The 14,572-nt window shown below is 67.8% G+C and carries 13 protein-coding genes, 1 tRNA gene and 1 pseudogene; 5 read left to right on the forward strand and 10 right to left on the reverse strand.

The features are described 5' to 3' along the window. The first annotated feature begins 63 nt into the window (after positions 1–63). Positions 64–1,086: a P1 family peptidase gene (locus ACFPFG_RS05440; protein WP_380105441.1), complete on the forward strand. Its 1,023-nt coding sequence runs from the start codon at positions 64–66 to the stop codon at positions 1,084–1,086. 6 nt (positions 1,087–1,092) lie between these two features. Here the strand turns inward: ACFPFG_RS05440 and ACFPFG_RS05445 are convergent, their stop codons facing one another. From ACFPFG_RS05445 to ettA, 3 genes are all read right to left on the reverse strand, one after another. Next, positions 1,093–2,238 (reverse strand): FAD-dependent monooxygenase, encoded by a 1,146-nt coding sequence (locus ACFPFG_RS05445; protein WP_197956731.1) that lies wholly within the window; start codon positions 2,236–2,238, stop codon positions 1,093–1,095. A gap of 231 nt (positions 2,239–2,469) precedes the next feature. Next, the gene (locus ACFPFG_RS05450) at positions 2,470–5,082 is read right to left on the reverse strand and encodes a DUF1631 family protein (protein ID WP_380105444.1); all 2,613 of its coding nucleotides are present in this window, start codon (positions 5,080–5,082) and stop codon (positions 2,470–2,472) included. Between the two features lie 60 nt (positions 5,083–5,142). Beyond that, positions 5,143–6,804, reverse strand: a complete 1,662-nt coding sequence (gene ettA / locus ACFPFG_RS05455) for an energy-dependent translational throttle protein EttA (protein WP_183019000.1) — start codon at positions 6,802–6,804, stop codon at positions 5,143–5,145. Between the two features lie 267 nt (positions 6,805–7,071). Between ettA and ACFPFG_RS05460 the strand changes: the two genes are divergently transcribed. The 4 genes from ACFPFG_RS05460 (at position 7,072) to ACFPFG_RS05475 (ending at position 11,029) form a co-directional block, all read left to right on the forward strand. After that, positions 7,072–8,868, forward strand: a complete 1,797-nt coding sequence (locus ACFPFG_RS05460; protein WP_183018999.1) for a DEAD/DEAH box helicase — start codon at positions 7,072–7,074, stop codon at positions 8,866–8,868. 95 nt (positions 8,869–8,963) lie between these two features. Beyond that, positions 8,964–9,113, forward strand: a complete 150-nt coding sequence (locus ACFPFG_RS05465) for a hypothetical protein (protein WP_156517002.1) — start codon at positions 8,964–8,966, stop codon at positions 9,111–9,113. Next, the gene (locus tag ACFPFG_RS05470) at positions 9,110–10,867 is read left to right on the forward strand and encodes a M14 family metallopeptidase (RefSeq protein ID WP_380105446.1); all 1,758 of its coding nucleotides are present in this window, start codon (positions 9,110–9,112) and stop codon (positions 10,865–10,867) included. The genes ACFPFG_RS05465 and ACFPFG_RS05470 overlap by 4 nt, the downstream gene beginning before the upstream one ends. An 85-nt stretch (positions 10,868–10,952) precedes the next feature. Continuing rightward, positions 10,953–11,029, forward strand: a tRNA-Arg gene (locus ACFPFG_RS05475). Positions 11,030–11,615: 586 nt separating this feature from the next. Here the strand turns inward: ACFPFG_RS05475 and ACFPFG_RS05480 are convergent. From ACFPFG_RS05480 to ACFPFG_RS05510, 7 genes and pseudogenes are all read right to left on the reverse strand, one after another. Then, positions 11,616–12,110: pseudogene (locus tag ACFPFG_RS05480) on the reverse strand (Gp49 family protein); the annotation flags it as partial. 53 nt (positions 12,111–12,163) lie between these two features. Beyond that, a complete protein-coding gene (locus ACFPFG_RS05485) occupies positions 12,164–12,565 on the reverse strand; it encodes a crAss001_48 related protein (RefSeq protein WP_380105448.1) in 402 nt (133 codons plus the stop codon). Between the two features lies 1 nt (position 12,566). Further along, complete coding sequence (locus ACFPFG_RS05490; protein WP_380105450.1) at positions 12,567–12,941, reverse strand: hypothetical protein; 375 nt, start codon at positions 12,939–12,941, stop codon at positions 12,567–12,569. Next, a complete protein-coding gene (locus ACFPFG_RS05495; protein WP_380105452.1) occupies positions 12,938–13,327 on the reverse strand; it encodes a hypothetical protein in 390 nt (129 codons plus the stop codon). Before ACFPFG_RS05495 ends, ACFPFG_RS05490 begins: the two co-directional genes overlap by 4 nt. 3 nt (positions 13,328–13,330) lie before the next feature. Further along, complete coding sequence (locus ACFPFG_RS05500) at positions 13,331–13,630, reverse strand: hypothetical protein (RefSeq protein ID WP_380105454.1); 300 nt, start codon at positions 13,628–13,630, stop codon at positions 13,331–13,333. Positions 13,631–13,676: 46 nt separating this feature from the next. After that, positions 13,677–14,195 (reverse strand): lysozyme, encoded by a 519-nt coding sequence (locus ACFPFG_RS05505; protein WP_380105456.1) that lies wholly within the window; start codon positions 14,193–14,195, stop codon positions 13,677–13,679. A gap of 11 nt (positions 14,196–14,206) precedes the next feature. Then, complete coding sequence (locus tag ACFPFG_RS05510; protein ID WP_374618014.1) at positions 14,207–14,533, reverse strand: phage holin family protein; 327 nt, start codon at positions 14,531–14,533, stop codon at positions 14,207–14,209. Between the last annotated feature and the right edge of the window lie 39 nt (positions 14,534–14,572).

A 14,572-nucleotide genomic window follows, 5' to 3' on the forward strand; every position in this document is an offset into this window, starting at 1 on the left:
AGGGTGCTGCGGCGGCCGTTTCGGCTAAGGTGAAGGCCTTTCCATCACCGAGCAGAGCAAGGCATGCCAAGCACCGACTCCGACACCGGCTCAGACACCGGCTCCATCACCCGCGTACGGGGCATCGAGGTGGGCCACCATACCGATGCCCACCGCCCCACGGGCTGCACCGTCGTGCTGGCGCGCGGCGGCGCGGTGGGCGGCTGCGATGTGCGTGGCGCCGCCCCCGGCACGCGCGAGACCGACCTGCTGCATCCCTCCAACCTGGTGCAGCAGGTGCATGCGGTCATGCTGTCGGGAGGCAGTGCCTGGGGGCTGGACGCGGCCAGCGGCGCCATGCGCTGGCTCGATGAGCAGGGCATAGGGCTGGATGTGGGCGTCGGCCGCGTGCCCATCGTGCCGGCCGCCGTGCTGTTCGACCTGGCGGTGGGCGACAGCCGCATCCGCCCGGGTGCCGATGCCGGCCATGCGGCCTGCCAGGCCGCCAGCGCCGCGCGGCCAGCCGAGGGCAATGTGGGCGCCGGCATGGGCGCCTGCGTGGGCAAGGTCTTCGGCATGGAGCGTGCCATGAAGGGCGGCATTGGCACGGCCTCGCTCACCGTGCACGGCGTCACCGTGGGCGCGCTGATCGCCTGCAACGCCGTGGGCGATGTGGTCGACCCCCACAGCGGCGCGCTGCTGGCCGGCGCGCGCAGCCCCGATGGCCGCCAGCTGCACGACACCTGCCGCGCCCTGCTGCGCGGCGAAGAGCCGCGGCCGCTGCTGGCAGGCACCAACACCACCATCGGCGTGATTGCCACCGATGCACGCATCACCAAGGTCCAGGCCCAGCGCCTGGCCGTGGTATCCCATGACGGCCTGGCACGCGCCATACGCCCCGTGCACACCATGAGCGATGGCGACACGCTGTTCGCCCTGGGCACCGGCCTGGCCGAGCAATCGCTGGGCATGCTGACCCTGTCCGCCATGGCCGCCGAGGCCGTCGCCCTGGCCACGGTGCGCGCCGTGCTGGCCGCGCAGTCGCTGACCACGGCCGAAGGGCTGGAGCTGCCCTGTGCCAGGGAGCTGGCCGCCTGCCGGCCCTGACCGGGCTCAGGCCTGCAGCGCAACCGCCCAGGCGTCGTAGCCGTAGACGCCATCGGCATTGCCACCGGCGCGCAGCCAGTTGTTGCCGCGCGAGCCGATCTGGATCTCGCTGGTGCGCTGCATGCGCATGGCCTGGTAGCGCGCCAGGGCCTCGGGCACCTGCTGCGGACCCGGGGCGGCATCCAGGTTGCGGGCCAGCACCACGGCGTCTTCGATGGCCATGCCTGCGCCCTGGGCCATGAAGGGCATCATCGGGTGGCAGGCATCGCCCAGCAGCGTGATGCGGTCCTGCGACCAAGCAGGCAGGGGATCGCGCTCGTACAGCGCGGTCTTGAGCACGCCATCGCAGGCGTCGAGCAGCGCCCGGGCGTCGGGATGGAAATCGGCGTAGAAGCCGCGCAACTCCTCGACGCTGCCGGGCGTGGTCCACGATTCCTCGTGCCAGGAATCCTGGGCCGTGGTGGCGAAGATGAAGGTGTCGCGGCCCTGGTTCAGCGGAAAGGTCACGATCTGGCTTTGCGGCGTGGCGCCCCACCATTTGGTGAAGGCCTGGATGTCGGGCACATGGCGCACGCGCTCGGTGGGCACCACCGCGCGGAAGGCCACCACACCCGTGAAGCGCGGGCTCTCGGCACCGAACAGGGCCGCGCGCACCACGGAGTGGATGCCGTCCGCCCCAATGAGTGCGTCCAGCCCGGCCACTTCGCTGCCATCGGTGAAGGCGATGTCCACGCCTTGCCCCGTCTGCGTGATCTGGCTGGCACGCTTGCCCAGCTGCACCTGGTCCAGCGGAAAGGCATCGGCCAGCGCGGCCAGCAGATCGGCGCGGTGGATGGTCAACTGCGGGGCGCCGTACTTGCGCTCGGCCTCGTCACCCATGGTCAGGCGCGAGGTTTCCTCGCCCGTGTCCCAGTTGCGGCTGATGCGGTGCGTGGGCCGGGCGGCGCTGGCGCGCACGGCGGCGGCAATGTCGGAGCCCAGGCCATCGAGGGCGCGCACGGCATTGGGCGTGAGGTTGATGTCCGCGCCCACGCGCAGGAACTGCCGGCTTTGCTCGAACACCCATACTTCATGCCCTGCCTGGTGCAGCGCATTGGCTGCCGCCAGTCCGCCAATGCCTGCTCCGACGATGCCTATCCTCAAACGCGCCATGGTTCCTGTCTCCTGCTGGTGGGGTCTATTCGGTGATGCGCCCCGTGATCCGGAGCGCACCGATGCAGGACATTGTCTTTTTGACAGGCCCCAGGCCTCAACCTCCACAAGGCCCGAATTGGGCACGATTCGTCCCCATCGACGCTTGCGCGTCGATGGCAAGTCAGGCTTGGGATTCATTGCAGACCCGCAAGCGCCGCAATCCGGCACCAGTCAGCAGGCAGCAGCGCCTCAGTCCACGCGCCGCAGCTGCCCTTGCGCCAGCAGCTTGTCGCGCATGCGGCGCGTCATGGACTGGGTGCTGCCATCGGTTGCGGTGAACAGGAACAGCGTCTGCTGCGGGCTGACCCAGGTCAGCTGGGTGCGGATGCACTGCCGGGCGTTGGACAGTTCCACCCAGGTGCCCAGCGCCCAGTCTTCGGACACCCCTGGAGCCACCGGCGGCGGTGGCTCCAGGGGCAGTGCGGGCTCGGCGGGCTCGGCGGGCTCGGTGGGCGTCGGGGCCGTGTCGCCACCAGCCAACGCAGCCTGCGCGGCAAGCCCCGCAAAGGCCTGCGGTGCCTCTGCAGCCCGGGTGGCAGGCAGCTCATCCTGCAGCGCCTCGGGCAATTCCAGGTCCTGCGCGGTCAGCGCGCCGATATCGTCCGCCATCGGCTGCTGCGCATCAAGCGGCACCGGCATGGAGGCCGCCACACCAAACAACGACTGCGGCAGGCGGGCCGCCAGGGAGCCGGGCGTTGTCTGGCCAAGCGTTGCCGCGCCAGTCGAGGAAGACAAGGACGCGAGCACCGAGTCCGACCCGTAGATGGTGGGCGGTACGGAGTCCAGATAAATATCCACGCTCTCAATGGGCTGGCGGACCACACCGGCATCCAGCGCATCCTGGTGCAGGCCGGCCAGGCGCGCGGCAAAGGCCTGGATTTCCTCTTCCGTACGCCCCACGCTGCGCAGACCGGCGCGCAGCCGGGCCTGCAGGCGCGGCGCCAGCGCCACCAGGCGGTCGGTATCGCGGCCCGCGTGGGCCGACACGCTCCACAGCAGGCTGGGCACCAGGGCCAGATAGCCGCCAGGGTCCCGGGCCTCGCTGCCGTCCACGGGTTCCTGCACGCTGGCGATCACTTCGGCCCAGGGCCCCGTGGCGAATTCCAGAATGTCATCGGGCACGCCCTGGGCGCTGGGCAGGCGCCGGATGGCGGCTGCGATCTGCTCGGCCCTGGGCATGGCGGTTTCGGGCCAGCGCGGGTCCACGCCACGCCTTTCCACATGCCTGAGCGCAGCCGAGACAGGCCCGGTCACCGTACCGCCTTCCGGCACTTCGCCAGGGCCCACGGGCTGCATGCCGCTGCCGCCCCAACCGTCGCGCAGCTGCTGCAGCACCGTGGCAAAGGCCGACGCATCGGCACGCTGCAGGGCCGCCAGCCGCATGGCGGCGGAATCGGCCACCTGCAGGAATTGACCGTAGCCCGGCGCGGATTCACTGTCGAACCACAGGCTGCGTGCCGTCAGCTCATCGAGCAGTTGGCGCGCAGGGTGGCTGCGGTCCTCGAAAAATCGCGGGTCCTGGACCACCAGTTGCTGCAGCAGCGGCTCCAGACGGCCCACGGTGCGCTGCACGGAAGGCAGCAGGCGCGTGTCGGCCGCCATGAAACGCATCATGCGCTGCAGGGTGTGCAGCGCGGCGCCGTCGTCGGCACGCACGCCGGGTGCGGGCTCCTGCTGCTCGGGCGGCTGCAGCGCCTGCATCAGTTGCTCCAGCTGGGCCGAGTGGTGCTGCACGGACTCCAGCGCCATGCAGCTCAGCGAAGTCCAGCCTTCGGGCAGCGCCGCCAGCACGGTGGGTGCCGTCTCGCTGCCCTGCCAGGCGGTGGTCTGCAGGCGGCTTGTGCCGTCCATGGCCGACGCGAACTGCCCGGGCACGGAATAGGCGGATGGGTGGGCCAGCGCCAACATGGAAGAAGGCGCCGAAGCGGGCGCCTCGCGGTGCGAATCCATCCAGCGTGGATCGGACAGCAGGGCGGCCACCAGGCGCCGCGTCAGCTCATCTTCCTGGGCCTGCTGGCCAAAGGAGCCATAGGCGCGGCTCTGGGCCACGGCATCGCCATAGTGGGAAGGTGCCCGCCAGCGGCTTTGCCCCGGCAGGTCGGAATGGCGGCGTCCCGCGTCGGGCGATAGGGCCTGTACCGGCGCCAGGCCATAGGCCGCAGGCTGAACCCCCTGGTCACGCAGGGATTGGGCGATATGACCGTACTCGGACACCAGCAGCGCACCCAGGTGCTCGCGCATGAAGCCCAGCCAGCAGGCGGCGCAGCCGGGGTCCACCCCGGTGTCGTCGATCACGCGCTGCAGCGCCTGCACATAGCTGTGGGGCCGCAGCGGATTGCGTTCGGGCTGGACACGGTCCAGGCCCTGGACGGCGCTGACCAGGGCATCGAGCTCGGCCAGCGCGATCTCCACCTGCGGCGCCACATGCTGCAGCAGGCGCTGGTGGGCCAGCTGCGACTGCAGCACGGAGTCGTCCAGGAGGGAGAGGGAGGCGAAATCGGTGGCGCCGGGCACACCGGACACGCCAGGCACGGGCGGCCATGCAGCAGCGCCACCGGATTGACCAAAGCATTCCAGCAGCGCCCGCCCATAGCCCTTGAGCATGGGTGCCCGGTGGCGGGCAAGCAGTTCCAGCGCCTCGGGGATTTCAGCGCGGCGCGGCAGGCCGGAGCCGGGCTGGTCGGCCTGCTCCATGGCATGGGCCGTTCGCTGCAGCAGCCGCAGGATCAGCGCCTCCGAGCCACGCACGGCCTGCACCAGGCAGGCTTGCAACGCGGCAACAGAAACGGGTGGAGGATTCATGGCCCGAAGAATACAGGCTCCAGCCCGTGCCGGAGGCGCTTTGAGGCTTGCCTTTGATGCTTACTTCAGTGCCTTGTAGCGCATGCGCTTGGGCTTGGCGCCCTCTTCGCCCAGGCGCTTCTTCTTGTCGGCTTCGTACTCCTGGTAGTTGCCGTCGAAGTACACCCATTGCGAATCGCCTTCGGCCGCCAGGATGTGCGTGGCGATACGGTCGAGGAACCAGCGATCGTGGGAGATCACCAGCACCGTGCCCGCGTACTCCAGCAGCGCATCTTCCAGCGCGCGCAGGGTTTCCACGTCCAGGTCGTTGGAGGGCTCGTCCAGCAGCAGCACGTTGCCGCCCTGGATCAGCGTCTTGGCCAGGTGCAGGCGGCCGCGCTCACCACCGGAGAGGTTGCCGACCTTCTTTTGCTGGTCCTGGCCGTTGAAGTTGAAGCGGCCCGCATAGGCGCGCGAAGCCATCTGGAACTTGCCGACGTTGATGATGTCCAGCCCGCCCGAGATGTCTTCCCACACCGTCTTGTCGTTGGCCAGCGCGTCACGCGTCTGCTCCACGTAGGCCATCTTCACGGTCTGGCCCACGATGACTTCGCCGGAATCGGCCTGCTCGCGTCCCGCGATCAGCTTGAACAGCGTGGACTTGCCGGCGCCGTTGGGGCCGATGATGCCGACGATGGCGCCAGCGGGGATGTTCATGGTCAGGTTGTCGATGAGCACGCGGTCACCGAAGCTCTTGGTGACGTTGTTGAACTCGATGACCTGGGTGCCCAGTCGCTCGGCCACAGGAATGAAGATTTCCTGGGTTTCGTTGCGCTTTTGGTATTCGAAATCGCTCAGTTCCTCGAAGCGCGCGATACGGGCCTTGGACTTGGTCTGGCGGCCCTTGGCGTTCTGGCGAACCCACTCCAGTTCCTTCTTCAGGGCCTTGGCGCGGGCTTCCTCGCCCTTTTGTTCGGACTCCAGGCGGCTTTGCTTCTGGAACAGCCATTCGGAGTAGTTGCCCTTGTAGGGAATGCCGTGGCCACGGTCCAGTTCCAGGATCCACTCGGCAGCGTTGTCCAGGAAGTAGCGATCGTGGGTGATGGCCACCACGGTGCCGGTGAAGCGGTGCAGGAACTGCTCCAGCCATTCCACGGACTCGGCGTCCAAGTGGTTGGTGGGTTCGTCAAGCAGCAGCATGTCGGGCTTGGACAGCAGCAGCTTGCACAAGGCCACGCGGCGCTTTTCGCCACCGGACAGCTTGCCGATCACGGCGTCCCAGGCCGGCAGGCGCAGGGCGTCGGCAGCAATCTCCAGCTGGTGCTCGGAGTCGGTGCCGGCAGCGGCGATCTTGGCTTCCAGCTCGCCTTGCTCGGCAGCCAGCGCGTCGAAGTCGGCGTCGGGCTCGGCATAGGCGGCGTAGATTTCATCGAGGCGCGCACGGGCCGCGTTGACTTCGGCCATGGCCTCTTCCACTGCCTGGCGCACCGTGTGCTCCGCATTGAGCTGAGGCTCCTGCGGCAGGTAGCCGATGGACAGGCCCTGCATGGGCAGCGCCTCGCCTTCGAATTCCTTGTCCACCCCGGCCATGATCTTGAGCAGCGAGGACTTGCCAGAGCCGTTCAGTCCCAGCACGCCGATCTTGGCGCCCGGGAAAAAGCTGAGAGAGATGTCCTTCAAGATCTGCCGCTTGGGCGGCACGGTCTTGGTGAGGTGGTTCATCGAAAAAACGTATTGAGCCATTCTGGTCCGAGTACTTGAATCGTTGATTTCTGCAAAAACCGGGCAACAAATCGGTTGCACGCCAGCCGTGATTATCCGCGCATGCGACAATACCCTGCGTCACGGGTTCCAGTTGCCCGTGACATCAGCATTCCAGCTGGGGACGATGGACGCTGTTTTCCAGGCTCCCGACATTGAACCTCATCCGCCTACGACTGGTCCGGCAACCGCCCTGGTTGCCTCGACAGGCTGATACCCAGCGCCCCGGACGGGCGCATCTTTGATCACATGACATTTGAAGAACTGAATCTGGCTCCCGCCATTCTGAAGGCCGTGCTTGAGGAGGGTTACGAGAACCCGACTCCCATCCAGGCACAGGCCATCCCCGCGGTGCTCGCCGGCCACGACCTGCTGGCAGGCGCACAGACCGGCACTGGCAAGACCGCTGCCTTCACCCTGCCCATGCTGCACCGCCTCTCGCAAGGCCAGGTGCCGCGCAACAAGTTCGGCGGCAAGGGAATTCGCGCCCTGGTGCTGACGCCCACGCGTGAACTCGCCGCACAGGTCGAGGAATCGGTGCGCAGCTACGCCAAGTACCTGGACATCAACTCCACCGTCATCTTCGGCGGCGTGGGCATGAAGCCCCAGATCGACCGCATCAAAAAGGGCGTGGACATCCTGGTCGCCACGCCGGGCCGCCTGCTGGATCTGCAGCAGCAAGGTTTCATGGACCTGTCCACCGTCGAAGTCCTGGTGCTCGACGAAGCCGACCGCATGCTGGACATGGGCTTCATCCATGACGTCAAGAAGGTGCTGGCCCTGGTGCCCAAGGACAAGCAAAGCCTGCTGTTCTCGGCCACCTTCAGCGACGAGATCCGCGACCTGGCCAACGGCCTGCTGCGCAACCCGCAGTCCATCCAGGTCACGCCCAGCAACACCACGGTCCAGCGCATCACCCAGGTGATCCACCCCGTGGGCCGCGGCAAGAAAAAACAGGTGCTGCTGCACATCATCAACGAGAACAACTGGAGCCAGGTTCTGGTGTTCACGCGCACCAAGTTCGGCGCCAACAACGTTGCCGAATTCCTGACCAAGAACAACATCAGCGCCATGGCGCTGCACGGCAACAAGAGCCAGAGCGCCCGCACCCAGGCCCTGGCCGGCTTCAAGACCGGCGAGCTGCGCGCCCTGGTCGCCACCGACATCGCTGCACGCGGCATCGATATCGACGAGTTGCCGCACGTCGTGAACTACGAGATCCCCAACGTGTCCGAGGACTACGTGCACCGCATCGGCCGCACGGGCCGTGCCGGTCGCGAAGGCCACGCCGTCAGCCTGGTCTGCATGGACGAAGAAGGCTTCATGATGGACATCGAGCGCTTCACCAAGCAGGAAATCCCTGTGCAGGTGCTCGAAGGCTTCGGCCCTGAAGAGGACGAAGTGGCCGAACCCATCGCCATGGGCCGCCAGACCATCTGGGGCGGTGCAGGCAAGCCGCCCAGCCGTGACGTCATGCAGGCCGCCGCCAAGGCTGCGCGCCAGGAAATGATGGACCGCATCCGCACCACCAAGGCCACCCAGCCCGACCGTGGCGGCCGCGCAGGCGGCCGGGGCCAGGCTCCCAAGGCCGGCTCGGACGAAGGCCGCTCCGAAGGCAATGCCGGCGGCCAGGGCCGTGGCCGCAACCACGCCGGAGCCAGCGCCAGCAACAAGCCGCGCCGCGATCGCTTCGATGGTCCGGGCAATGGCTCCGGCGCCGCCCACCGCCCCAAGGCAGCACCCCAGAACGCCCCCAGGCGCGGCCCGCGCCCTGACGGCGAAGGCGGCGGCGGTGCCCGTCGCTTCGATGACCAACCCCCGCGCGCTGATGCCCACCTGGGCACGCAGCTGGGCCATGCACGCAGCAGCGGCCCCCGTGGCAGCGCAGCAGGTGGCGGCCAGCCCGATCCGATGCGCACCAGCGTGGACACCATGGCCGAACGCGGCCGCCGTGGCGGCTTCAACCGCGGCGGCAATGGCGGCGGTGGCGGCGGCTTCGGCGGCGGTGGCCGTGGCGGCCCCTCGCGCGGCGGCTACGGTCGCTGATCTGCACCACGGCTACTCGGCACGCCCTGCGGCAAGCCGAGGAATCCGCCAGCAAAAAAGGGCTGCATCTCCCCGGGGGCTGCAGCCCTTTTCACATGGCGCAGATTGCGCATTCAGCCGACAGCGCGCCGCAAGCCTGCATGGCTATCATCCCGATAGCATTGCGGCCTGCGGCGATTGAAGGCCGCGCCCTTTTCCCGGATTTCAAAGACTCTCCCGACTGGTTCCTCAAGGCCACGCCATGACACTGCAGACCCCACACGCCACCCCCTCCAGCCAGCGCCCCGATTCGGAGCTGCCACAGGACAGGTTGCGGTGGTCGGCCCTGGCGTGCGCAGCCCTGCTTTCCGCCTGCGCCAGCACCCCGCTGCCGCCATGGCCCACCACCTCCAAGCCCCAGGCGCCCGCCCCCACCCGGCCGGCAACGGCCACCCCGGTAGTGCCCCAGGCGACCACGCAGCCCATCGCGCCGGCCAACAACCTGGTCCCGCTGCCCTACAACGCGGCCGTGGCTGCGCGCTTTCCCGATCCAGCCACCCGCTACGACACACCGGGCCTGGCGCCGCAGCGCAACCAGTTCACCACGGCCAGCGAACTGTCTTCCTGGCTGAACAGCCAGGCCAACAAATCCCTGGGCCGCGACACGCGCCTGGGTATCGTGCAGCCCGCAAGCTCGCAGCGCGGCAGCCCCATCCAGGCCCTGGTGGCCACGCGCGCACCCGGCATTCAGCCGTCGGCGCTCTATGACAGCCGCCGCCCCACGGTCATGCTCGTGGCCGGCCAGCACGGCGACGAACCTGCGGGCACGGAGGCCTTGCTCATCATCGCCCGCGAGCTGGCTCCCGGCGGCCTGCTGGAGCCGCTGCTGCAGCAGATCAACGTGATCCTCGTGCCGCGCGCCAACCCCGACGCCGTGGAAGCCGGCACGCGCAATGCGGCCGACGGCACCGACATCGCCCATGACCATCTGCTCCTGAACACGCCCGAGGCCAAGGCCCTGGCCACGCTGGCGCGCGACTACCGCCCCGTCGCCGTGGTGGACCTGCAGGAGTTCCCCGCCGCCAGCATCTTCCTGCAGAAGTACCAGGCCATACAGCGCTATGACGCCCTGCTGCAGTACTCGGCCACGGCCAACCAGAATGAATTCGTGACCAAGGCTGCGCGCGAGTGGTACACGGCGCCGCTGCGTACCGCGCTGTCGCAGGCCGGACTGAGCAGCGACTGGTACTACACCACCAGCCAGGATCTGCAGGACAAGTCCATCTCCATGGGCAGCCTCGCGCCCGATTCGCTGCGCAACATCAGCGGGCTCAAGAACTCGGTGGGCTACCTGGTCAGCAGCCGTGGCTCGGACCTGGGTCGCGCCCACATCCAGCGGCGCGTGCACACCCTGGTCACCGCGGCCACACGCATGCTGCATTCCAGCGCCGAGCGCGCCAAGGACCTCACCCAGGTGCAAGCCTTCGTGGCCCGCGAGACCGCCTCCCTCGCCTGCCACCAGCAACTTGCCGTGCTGGCCGAGCAGACACCCGAGCAGCGCACCCTCACCATGATCCAGCCCGACACGGGCGCCGACCAGCAGGTGCGCGTGGACTGGAACGCGTCGCTACAGCCGCGCACCACGCTGTCGCGCCCGCGCTCCTGCGGCTACTGGCTGTCCGCCAGCGCCCAGCCCGCCGTGGACAGGCTGCGCCTGTTGGGCCTGCAGGTGCTCAAGGTGGCCGAGCCCGGCCAGCTGCTGGCCGACTCGTACAACGAAGCCCGCTCGGCCACGCCCGCCAGCGGCGCCTATGCGCTCACGCGCGGCGCCGTCGAAGCGCCCGTGGGCAGCTACTACCTGACGATGAACCAGCCCATGGCCAATCTTGCCGCTGCGGCGCTGGAGCCCGACACGCCCTACAGCTACCTCGCCCGCGGCCTGGTGCCCACGATGAGCGACATGGCGCGCGTCATGGCGCCTCCTTCCGTGGTGTTCGAGGAAGAAGAAGACGCCGAATGACGGCAAGGGCGCCAGGGCACGCCGCCAAGCCCTGCGCGCCCGCCCATTGCGGGTATGATCCGCGCTGGCCCGTCGGCGGCCTTACCTGCCCGTAGCTCAACCGGATAGAGCAATTGCCTTCTAAGCAATAGGTCGGGGGTTCGAGTCCCTCCGGGCAGGCCAGTCTTTCCCCTCTGAAACGCACTTTTTCCCAGTCTCCCTGGGAAGAATTTGGGAAGAATCCGCTTTCTGAACGAAAAAGCCCCCTCGGCGCCGTGATGGCAGCCGAGGGGGCTTTTTTGCGTTCTGCGGCACCTACATCTGTCCTGGGGAAAATCAACATATCCCAGGGCACTCAGGCGACCCGGGAAAATCAGCCCTGTGTTGCGCCCGGGTGCTTGGGCAGCGCCGCCTCGGCCAGCTTGCCCAGAGCTGCCTTGCAGGCCGCTTCTGCTGCACGCTCCGCTTCAAAGGCGGCTGTGACTGCATCCTGGGCTTCACGGCTGTGCAATTTGGAGATGCTCAGGTTCTGCTCGGCGCGGGCATATTCTTCAGCTGCTACGTCGATGGGGGACTGCGCTGCGCGCGGCTTGGTGCCACAAGGCAGGGGCCGACCATGCAGAGGCCAGGGATCAACCAGCCCGATGATCTTGTCCATCGCCTCATGGACCGTGCCACCATCCGGCGGAAGGTAGTGCTGCACCACAGAAAGCACCTCGCCCAGGACCTGCTCCGCCTTGCTGGGGTCGTTGATGCCCGCCAGCTTGTCACGCAGCCGGAAGCCCAGAAGCGGCCAGATCTTCTGAACGGCGTTCTCGCGCGCGATGCGGCGGCCGATCTCGGCGTCGAAGTTCTCGGGGCTGGCGCACGCGCTTTCGCCGGTCACCGTGAAGCCGTTGCGCAGCTCCAGAACACAGAACGTCAGCAAGTTGAGGGGACTGTTGGCCGGCTCGGCGTACTCGAAGCCGTGGTTCTTGTGCGAGTGCCCGTGCCGACCTTCGGCAGCAGTGAAGTAGGTCTCCTCCACGATCTCCCGCTGGATGTCATCGGGGGTGACCCGCGCCGCTGTCTTGCCCTTGGCCTGGATCTCGGCTTCAACGGAGCAGTCGCAGGGGCCGGCCGGCATGGCGGGCTCGTTGTGCACTGCGCAGGATGAGGCATGGCTGCTGATGCGGCTCAGCGCGCTGCTGAACATCTGGGCGTGGATCTGCGCGCCGGTCTTCGCGGCGTCCAGGGCTGCGCTCTGGGTGGGTTGTTCTGTCATGGGTGGCTCTCTGTGGTGGTGCCTGCGGCCGGCAGGCGTCGGACCGAAGCGGCTCAGAATGCGGCGATGCGCTCGCCCAGCACTTGGGAATAGGCTTGCATCGCAACGGCCTGTTTCTGCATGCGATCCTGCTCGTCCGCCGGGAGTCCCGAGAAGATGGGATTCGAGAAGAAGGCCTGCAGCTTGGTGGAGCGGTCATCCAGTTCGGCCTTTTCATCAAGCACGCGCTGCTGGTGCGGCGGCACATTGCTGGCCGCCAGCTCGGGCATGTCCAGCGCCGTGCGCACGAAACAGTCCTTAGCCTCCAGCAGTTTGCGCATGCCCGCGCTCTTTTCGGGACCATCGGGCAGCAGGCTTTCCAGCTGCGCGGCCAGCAGGCCCAGGGGCTTGGCCACGGCTTGCAGCTTCATCGGCAGGTGAGCGTGGGCGAAGTATTTGGCGGTGGTAGAGGGCATATCAGTCTTTGGGGAAAGTGCCTGCGGCCGGCAGGCTCGGGGAAATGGGGCGGATGCAGTTGGCCAGGGCGGCGGCCAGCCTGATCTCGTAGGCTTCTCGCCGCTCGATCTCGGCCTGGGCGGCCTGGGTGAACTGGTCCACCGTGGCACCTGGGCGCAGCTGCTCGGTAGGCATAGCCGGGCGCTCGGGCACTGGCTCGTCGCATGCCACGGGCACAGGAACATTCACGCGCTGCAACTCGACGCGGGCCGGCGCGGCCTGGCAGCCCAGCAGGCTCAGCAACACCAGCACATGGGGCACCCAGGTCGTGCGCTCGCAGAAGCGCTGCAGCGCACTGCCCTCGAATTGCCGAATTGCGAAAAATCGAAATTTCATGGTTTCGCTCTCCCTTGCAGCCAGCTGTCCACCCGGTTCTGGGCGCTCGCGCAGGCATCGCCAGGCACGGCCGGCGGCGCGGCCAGGATCTCGTCGGCGCGCCGCTCGTGCGTCCGGGCCTGGGCTGCTGCGCTGGTTCGCGCGGCCTCGCCCTCTTTCTTGCGCCGGTCGGCCAGATCGCGCAGGTCATCGACTGCATCGCTGCAGGCGGCGGCCAGGTAGCGGGCGCCGTCCCGCTGCTGCGTCATCTCGACCACGCTGGCGCGCGCGGTGGTGGCGGCATCGCGCTGGCCCAGGTAGGCCCGGGTCAACAGCACATTGCTGAGCAGGCTGGCCAGCAGGGCGAGGACGACGGCGGCAAGCAGTTTCGGAGTGATGACTGGCATGTCTCAGTACCTCTGATAAATGCCGCAGTTGGCGCACAGATGCCCTTCCGTGGTCAGGTAGAAAAGCTGATTCCCGCAGTTGCACTCCCGAACCATCTGGCCCTCGCTGGGGTAGAACTCGAACTTCCAATGCCCCTTGAGCGCTTTGCAGGCCGGGCATTCAAGTTGTGTGGTGCCAGTCGGTGCGACGGCCGTCCAGGTGTGGCCACAACCGACGCAGAAGGCCGGGCCGGTTCCATGCTGCTCGGTCTGCTCCGGACATTGAGGAGGCCGCTCCGGACGTTTGAAGGCAACAACGGTCATCGCCCTCCCCTCCACCAGTACCACCACATGGCAATCCAGATCGGGCTCATGGCTGACCCTCCAGGCAGAGCGCACGCTCGGCCTGGCGCCGGTTCTGCAGGCCCTGCACGAACACACCGCCCGCATAGGACCAATTCGGCCGACCGTCGGGCGTGCGCGCGATCAGGTCGCAACCCGCTTTCACCGCGCCCGCGTTGATCTGGCGCACCGCCTGCGAGCCGCAGGCCCCGTCCTTGCCCACGTTGATGGCGAAGACCGTCAGGCCGATCAAGCGCCGCGCCGTCAGGTAGTCCCAGTTCACGCAGCCCAGCACGGCATAGCCATATTCGAGGAGCGTGGTCTTGTTGATGGCCTGGCACTGGTCGCTGGTCAGCTTGGTGCCCTCCACCGCAGTCGGGTCCGTGCGGCCAGCGCAGTAGGTGGGCAGGCCGCCGGCCAGATGGTCCGCATAGACCTGCAGCACATTGCCCTCCCAGCGCTCCAGGGTCTGGAAGGCCAGCGGGCTGGTGAGTGCCGCCAGCAACGTGGCGGGGATGGCTCCCTTTCGCAGCAGAGCGGCAGGCATGCGCGGCCCTGTCATGCCAGCGGCCCCATGTCAGTTTCCGGTTCCGGCTGCAGCCGAGCAAGGCCAGCCAGCCGTTCGCGGTCGGCGCGCCGCTGCTGGTCCCGCTGGTAGTCTCGGCGCCACTTCCAGACCAGATAGCCGGCCTGCAGGATCACGAAAGCCAGGGACGCCACGACGAGCCAGTCGCTCAATGGGAGGCCTGCAATCTTGAACACCCCGCCTGCGGCAGCGCCGGGCGTGGCATGCATGACGGCGCCGACAATGTCCTGCCGCTGCTCGGCGCTCAAGTGCTGGTGGATGCCCATCAGCGCGAGCAGGGATACGAGGTATTTCTTCATGGCCCCGATGATTCCGGGGCCGGGCCGCGCTGGCGAACC

The sequence above is a fragment of the Delftia deserti genome (assembly GCF_042653485.1).
In the GTDB taxonomy this organism is placed as follows: Bacteria; Pseudomonadota; Gammaproteobacteria; order Burkholderiales; family Burkholderiaceae_C; genus Comamonas; species Comamonas acidovorans.

What these genes read in the sequence shown, in the direction of transcription:
- ACFPFG_RS05440 (WP_380105441.1), top strand. Translation starts at nt 64, where the DNA reads ATGCCAAGCACCGACTCCGACACCGGCTCAGACACCGGCTCCATCACC.
- ACFPFG_RS05445 (WP_197956731.1), bottom strand. Translation starts at nt 2,238, where the DNA reads ATGGCGCGTTTGAGGATAGGCATCGTCGGAGCAGGCATTGGCGGACTG.
- ACFPFG_RS05450 (WP_380105444.1), bottom strand. Translation starts at nt 5,082, where the DNA reads ATGAATCCTCCACCCGTTTCTGTTGCCGCGTTGCAAGCCTGCCTGGTG.
- ettA (WP_183019000.1), bottom strand. Translation starts at nt 6,804, where the DNA reads ATGGCTCAATACGTTTTTTCGATGAACCACCTCACCAAGACCGTGCCG.
- ACFPFG_RS05460 (WP_183018999.1), top strand. Translation starts at nt 7,072, where the DNA reads ATGACATTTGAAGAACTGAATCTGGCTCCCGCCATTCTGAAGGCCGTG.
- ACFPFG_RS05465 (WP_156517002.1), top strand. Translation starts at nt 8,964, where the DNA reads ATGGCGCAGATTGCGCATTCAGCCGACAGCGCGCCGCAAGCCTGCATG.
- ACFPFG_RS05470 (WP_380105446.1), top strand. Translation starts at nt 9,110, where the DNA reads ATGACACTGCAGACCCCACACGCCACCCCCTCCAGCCAGCGCCCCGAT.
- ACFPFG_RS05485 (WP_380105448.1), bottom strand. Translation starts at nt 12,565, where the DNA reads ATGCCCTCTACCACCGCCAAATACTTCGCCCACGCTCACCTGCCGATG.
- ACFPFG_RS05490 (WP_380105450.1), bottom strand. Translation starts at nt 12,941, where the DNA reads ATGAAATTTCGATTTTTCGCAATTCGGCAATTCGAGGGCAGTGCGCTG.
- ACFPFG_RS05495 (WP_380105452.1), bottom strand. Translation starts at nt 13,327, where the DNA reads ATGCCAGTCATCACTCCGAAACTGCTTGCCGCCGTCGTCCTCGCCCTG.
- ACFPFG_RS05500 (WP_380105454.1), bottom strand. Translation starts at nt 13,630, where the DNA reads ATGACCGTTGTTGCCTTCAAACGTCCGGAGCGGCCTCCTCAATGTCCG.
- ACFPFG_RS05505 (WP_380105456.1), bottom strand. Translation starts at nt 14,195, where the DNA reads ATGCCTGCCGCTCTGCTGCGAAAGGGAGCCATCCCCGCCACGTTGCTG.
- ACFPFG_RS05510 (WP_374618014.1), bottom strand. Translation starts at nt 14,533, where the DNA reads ATGAAGAAATACCTCGTATCCCTGCTCGCGCTGATGGGCATCCACCAG.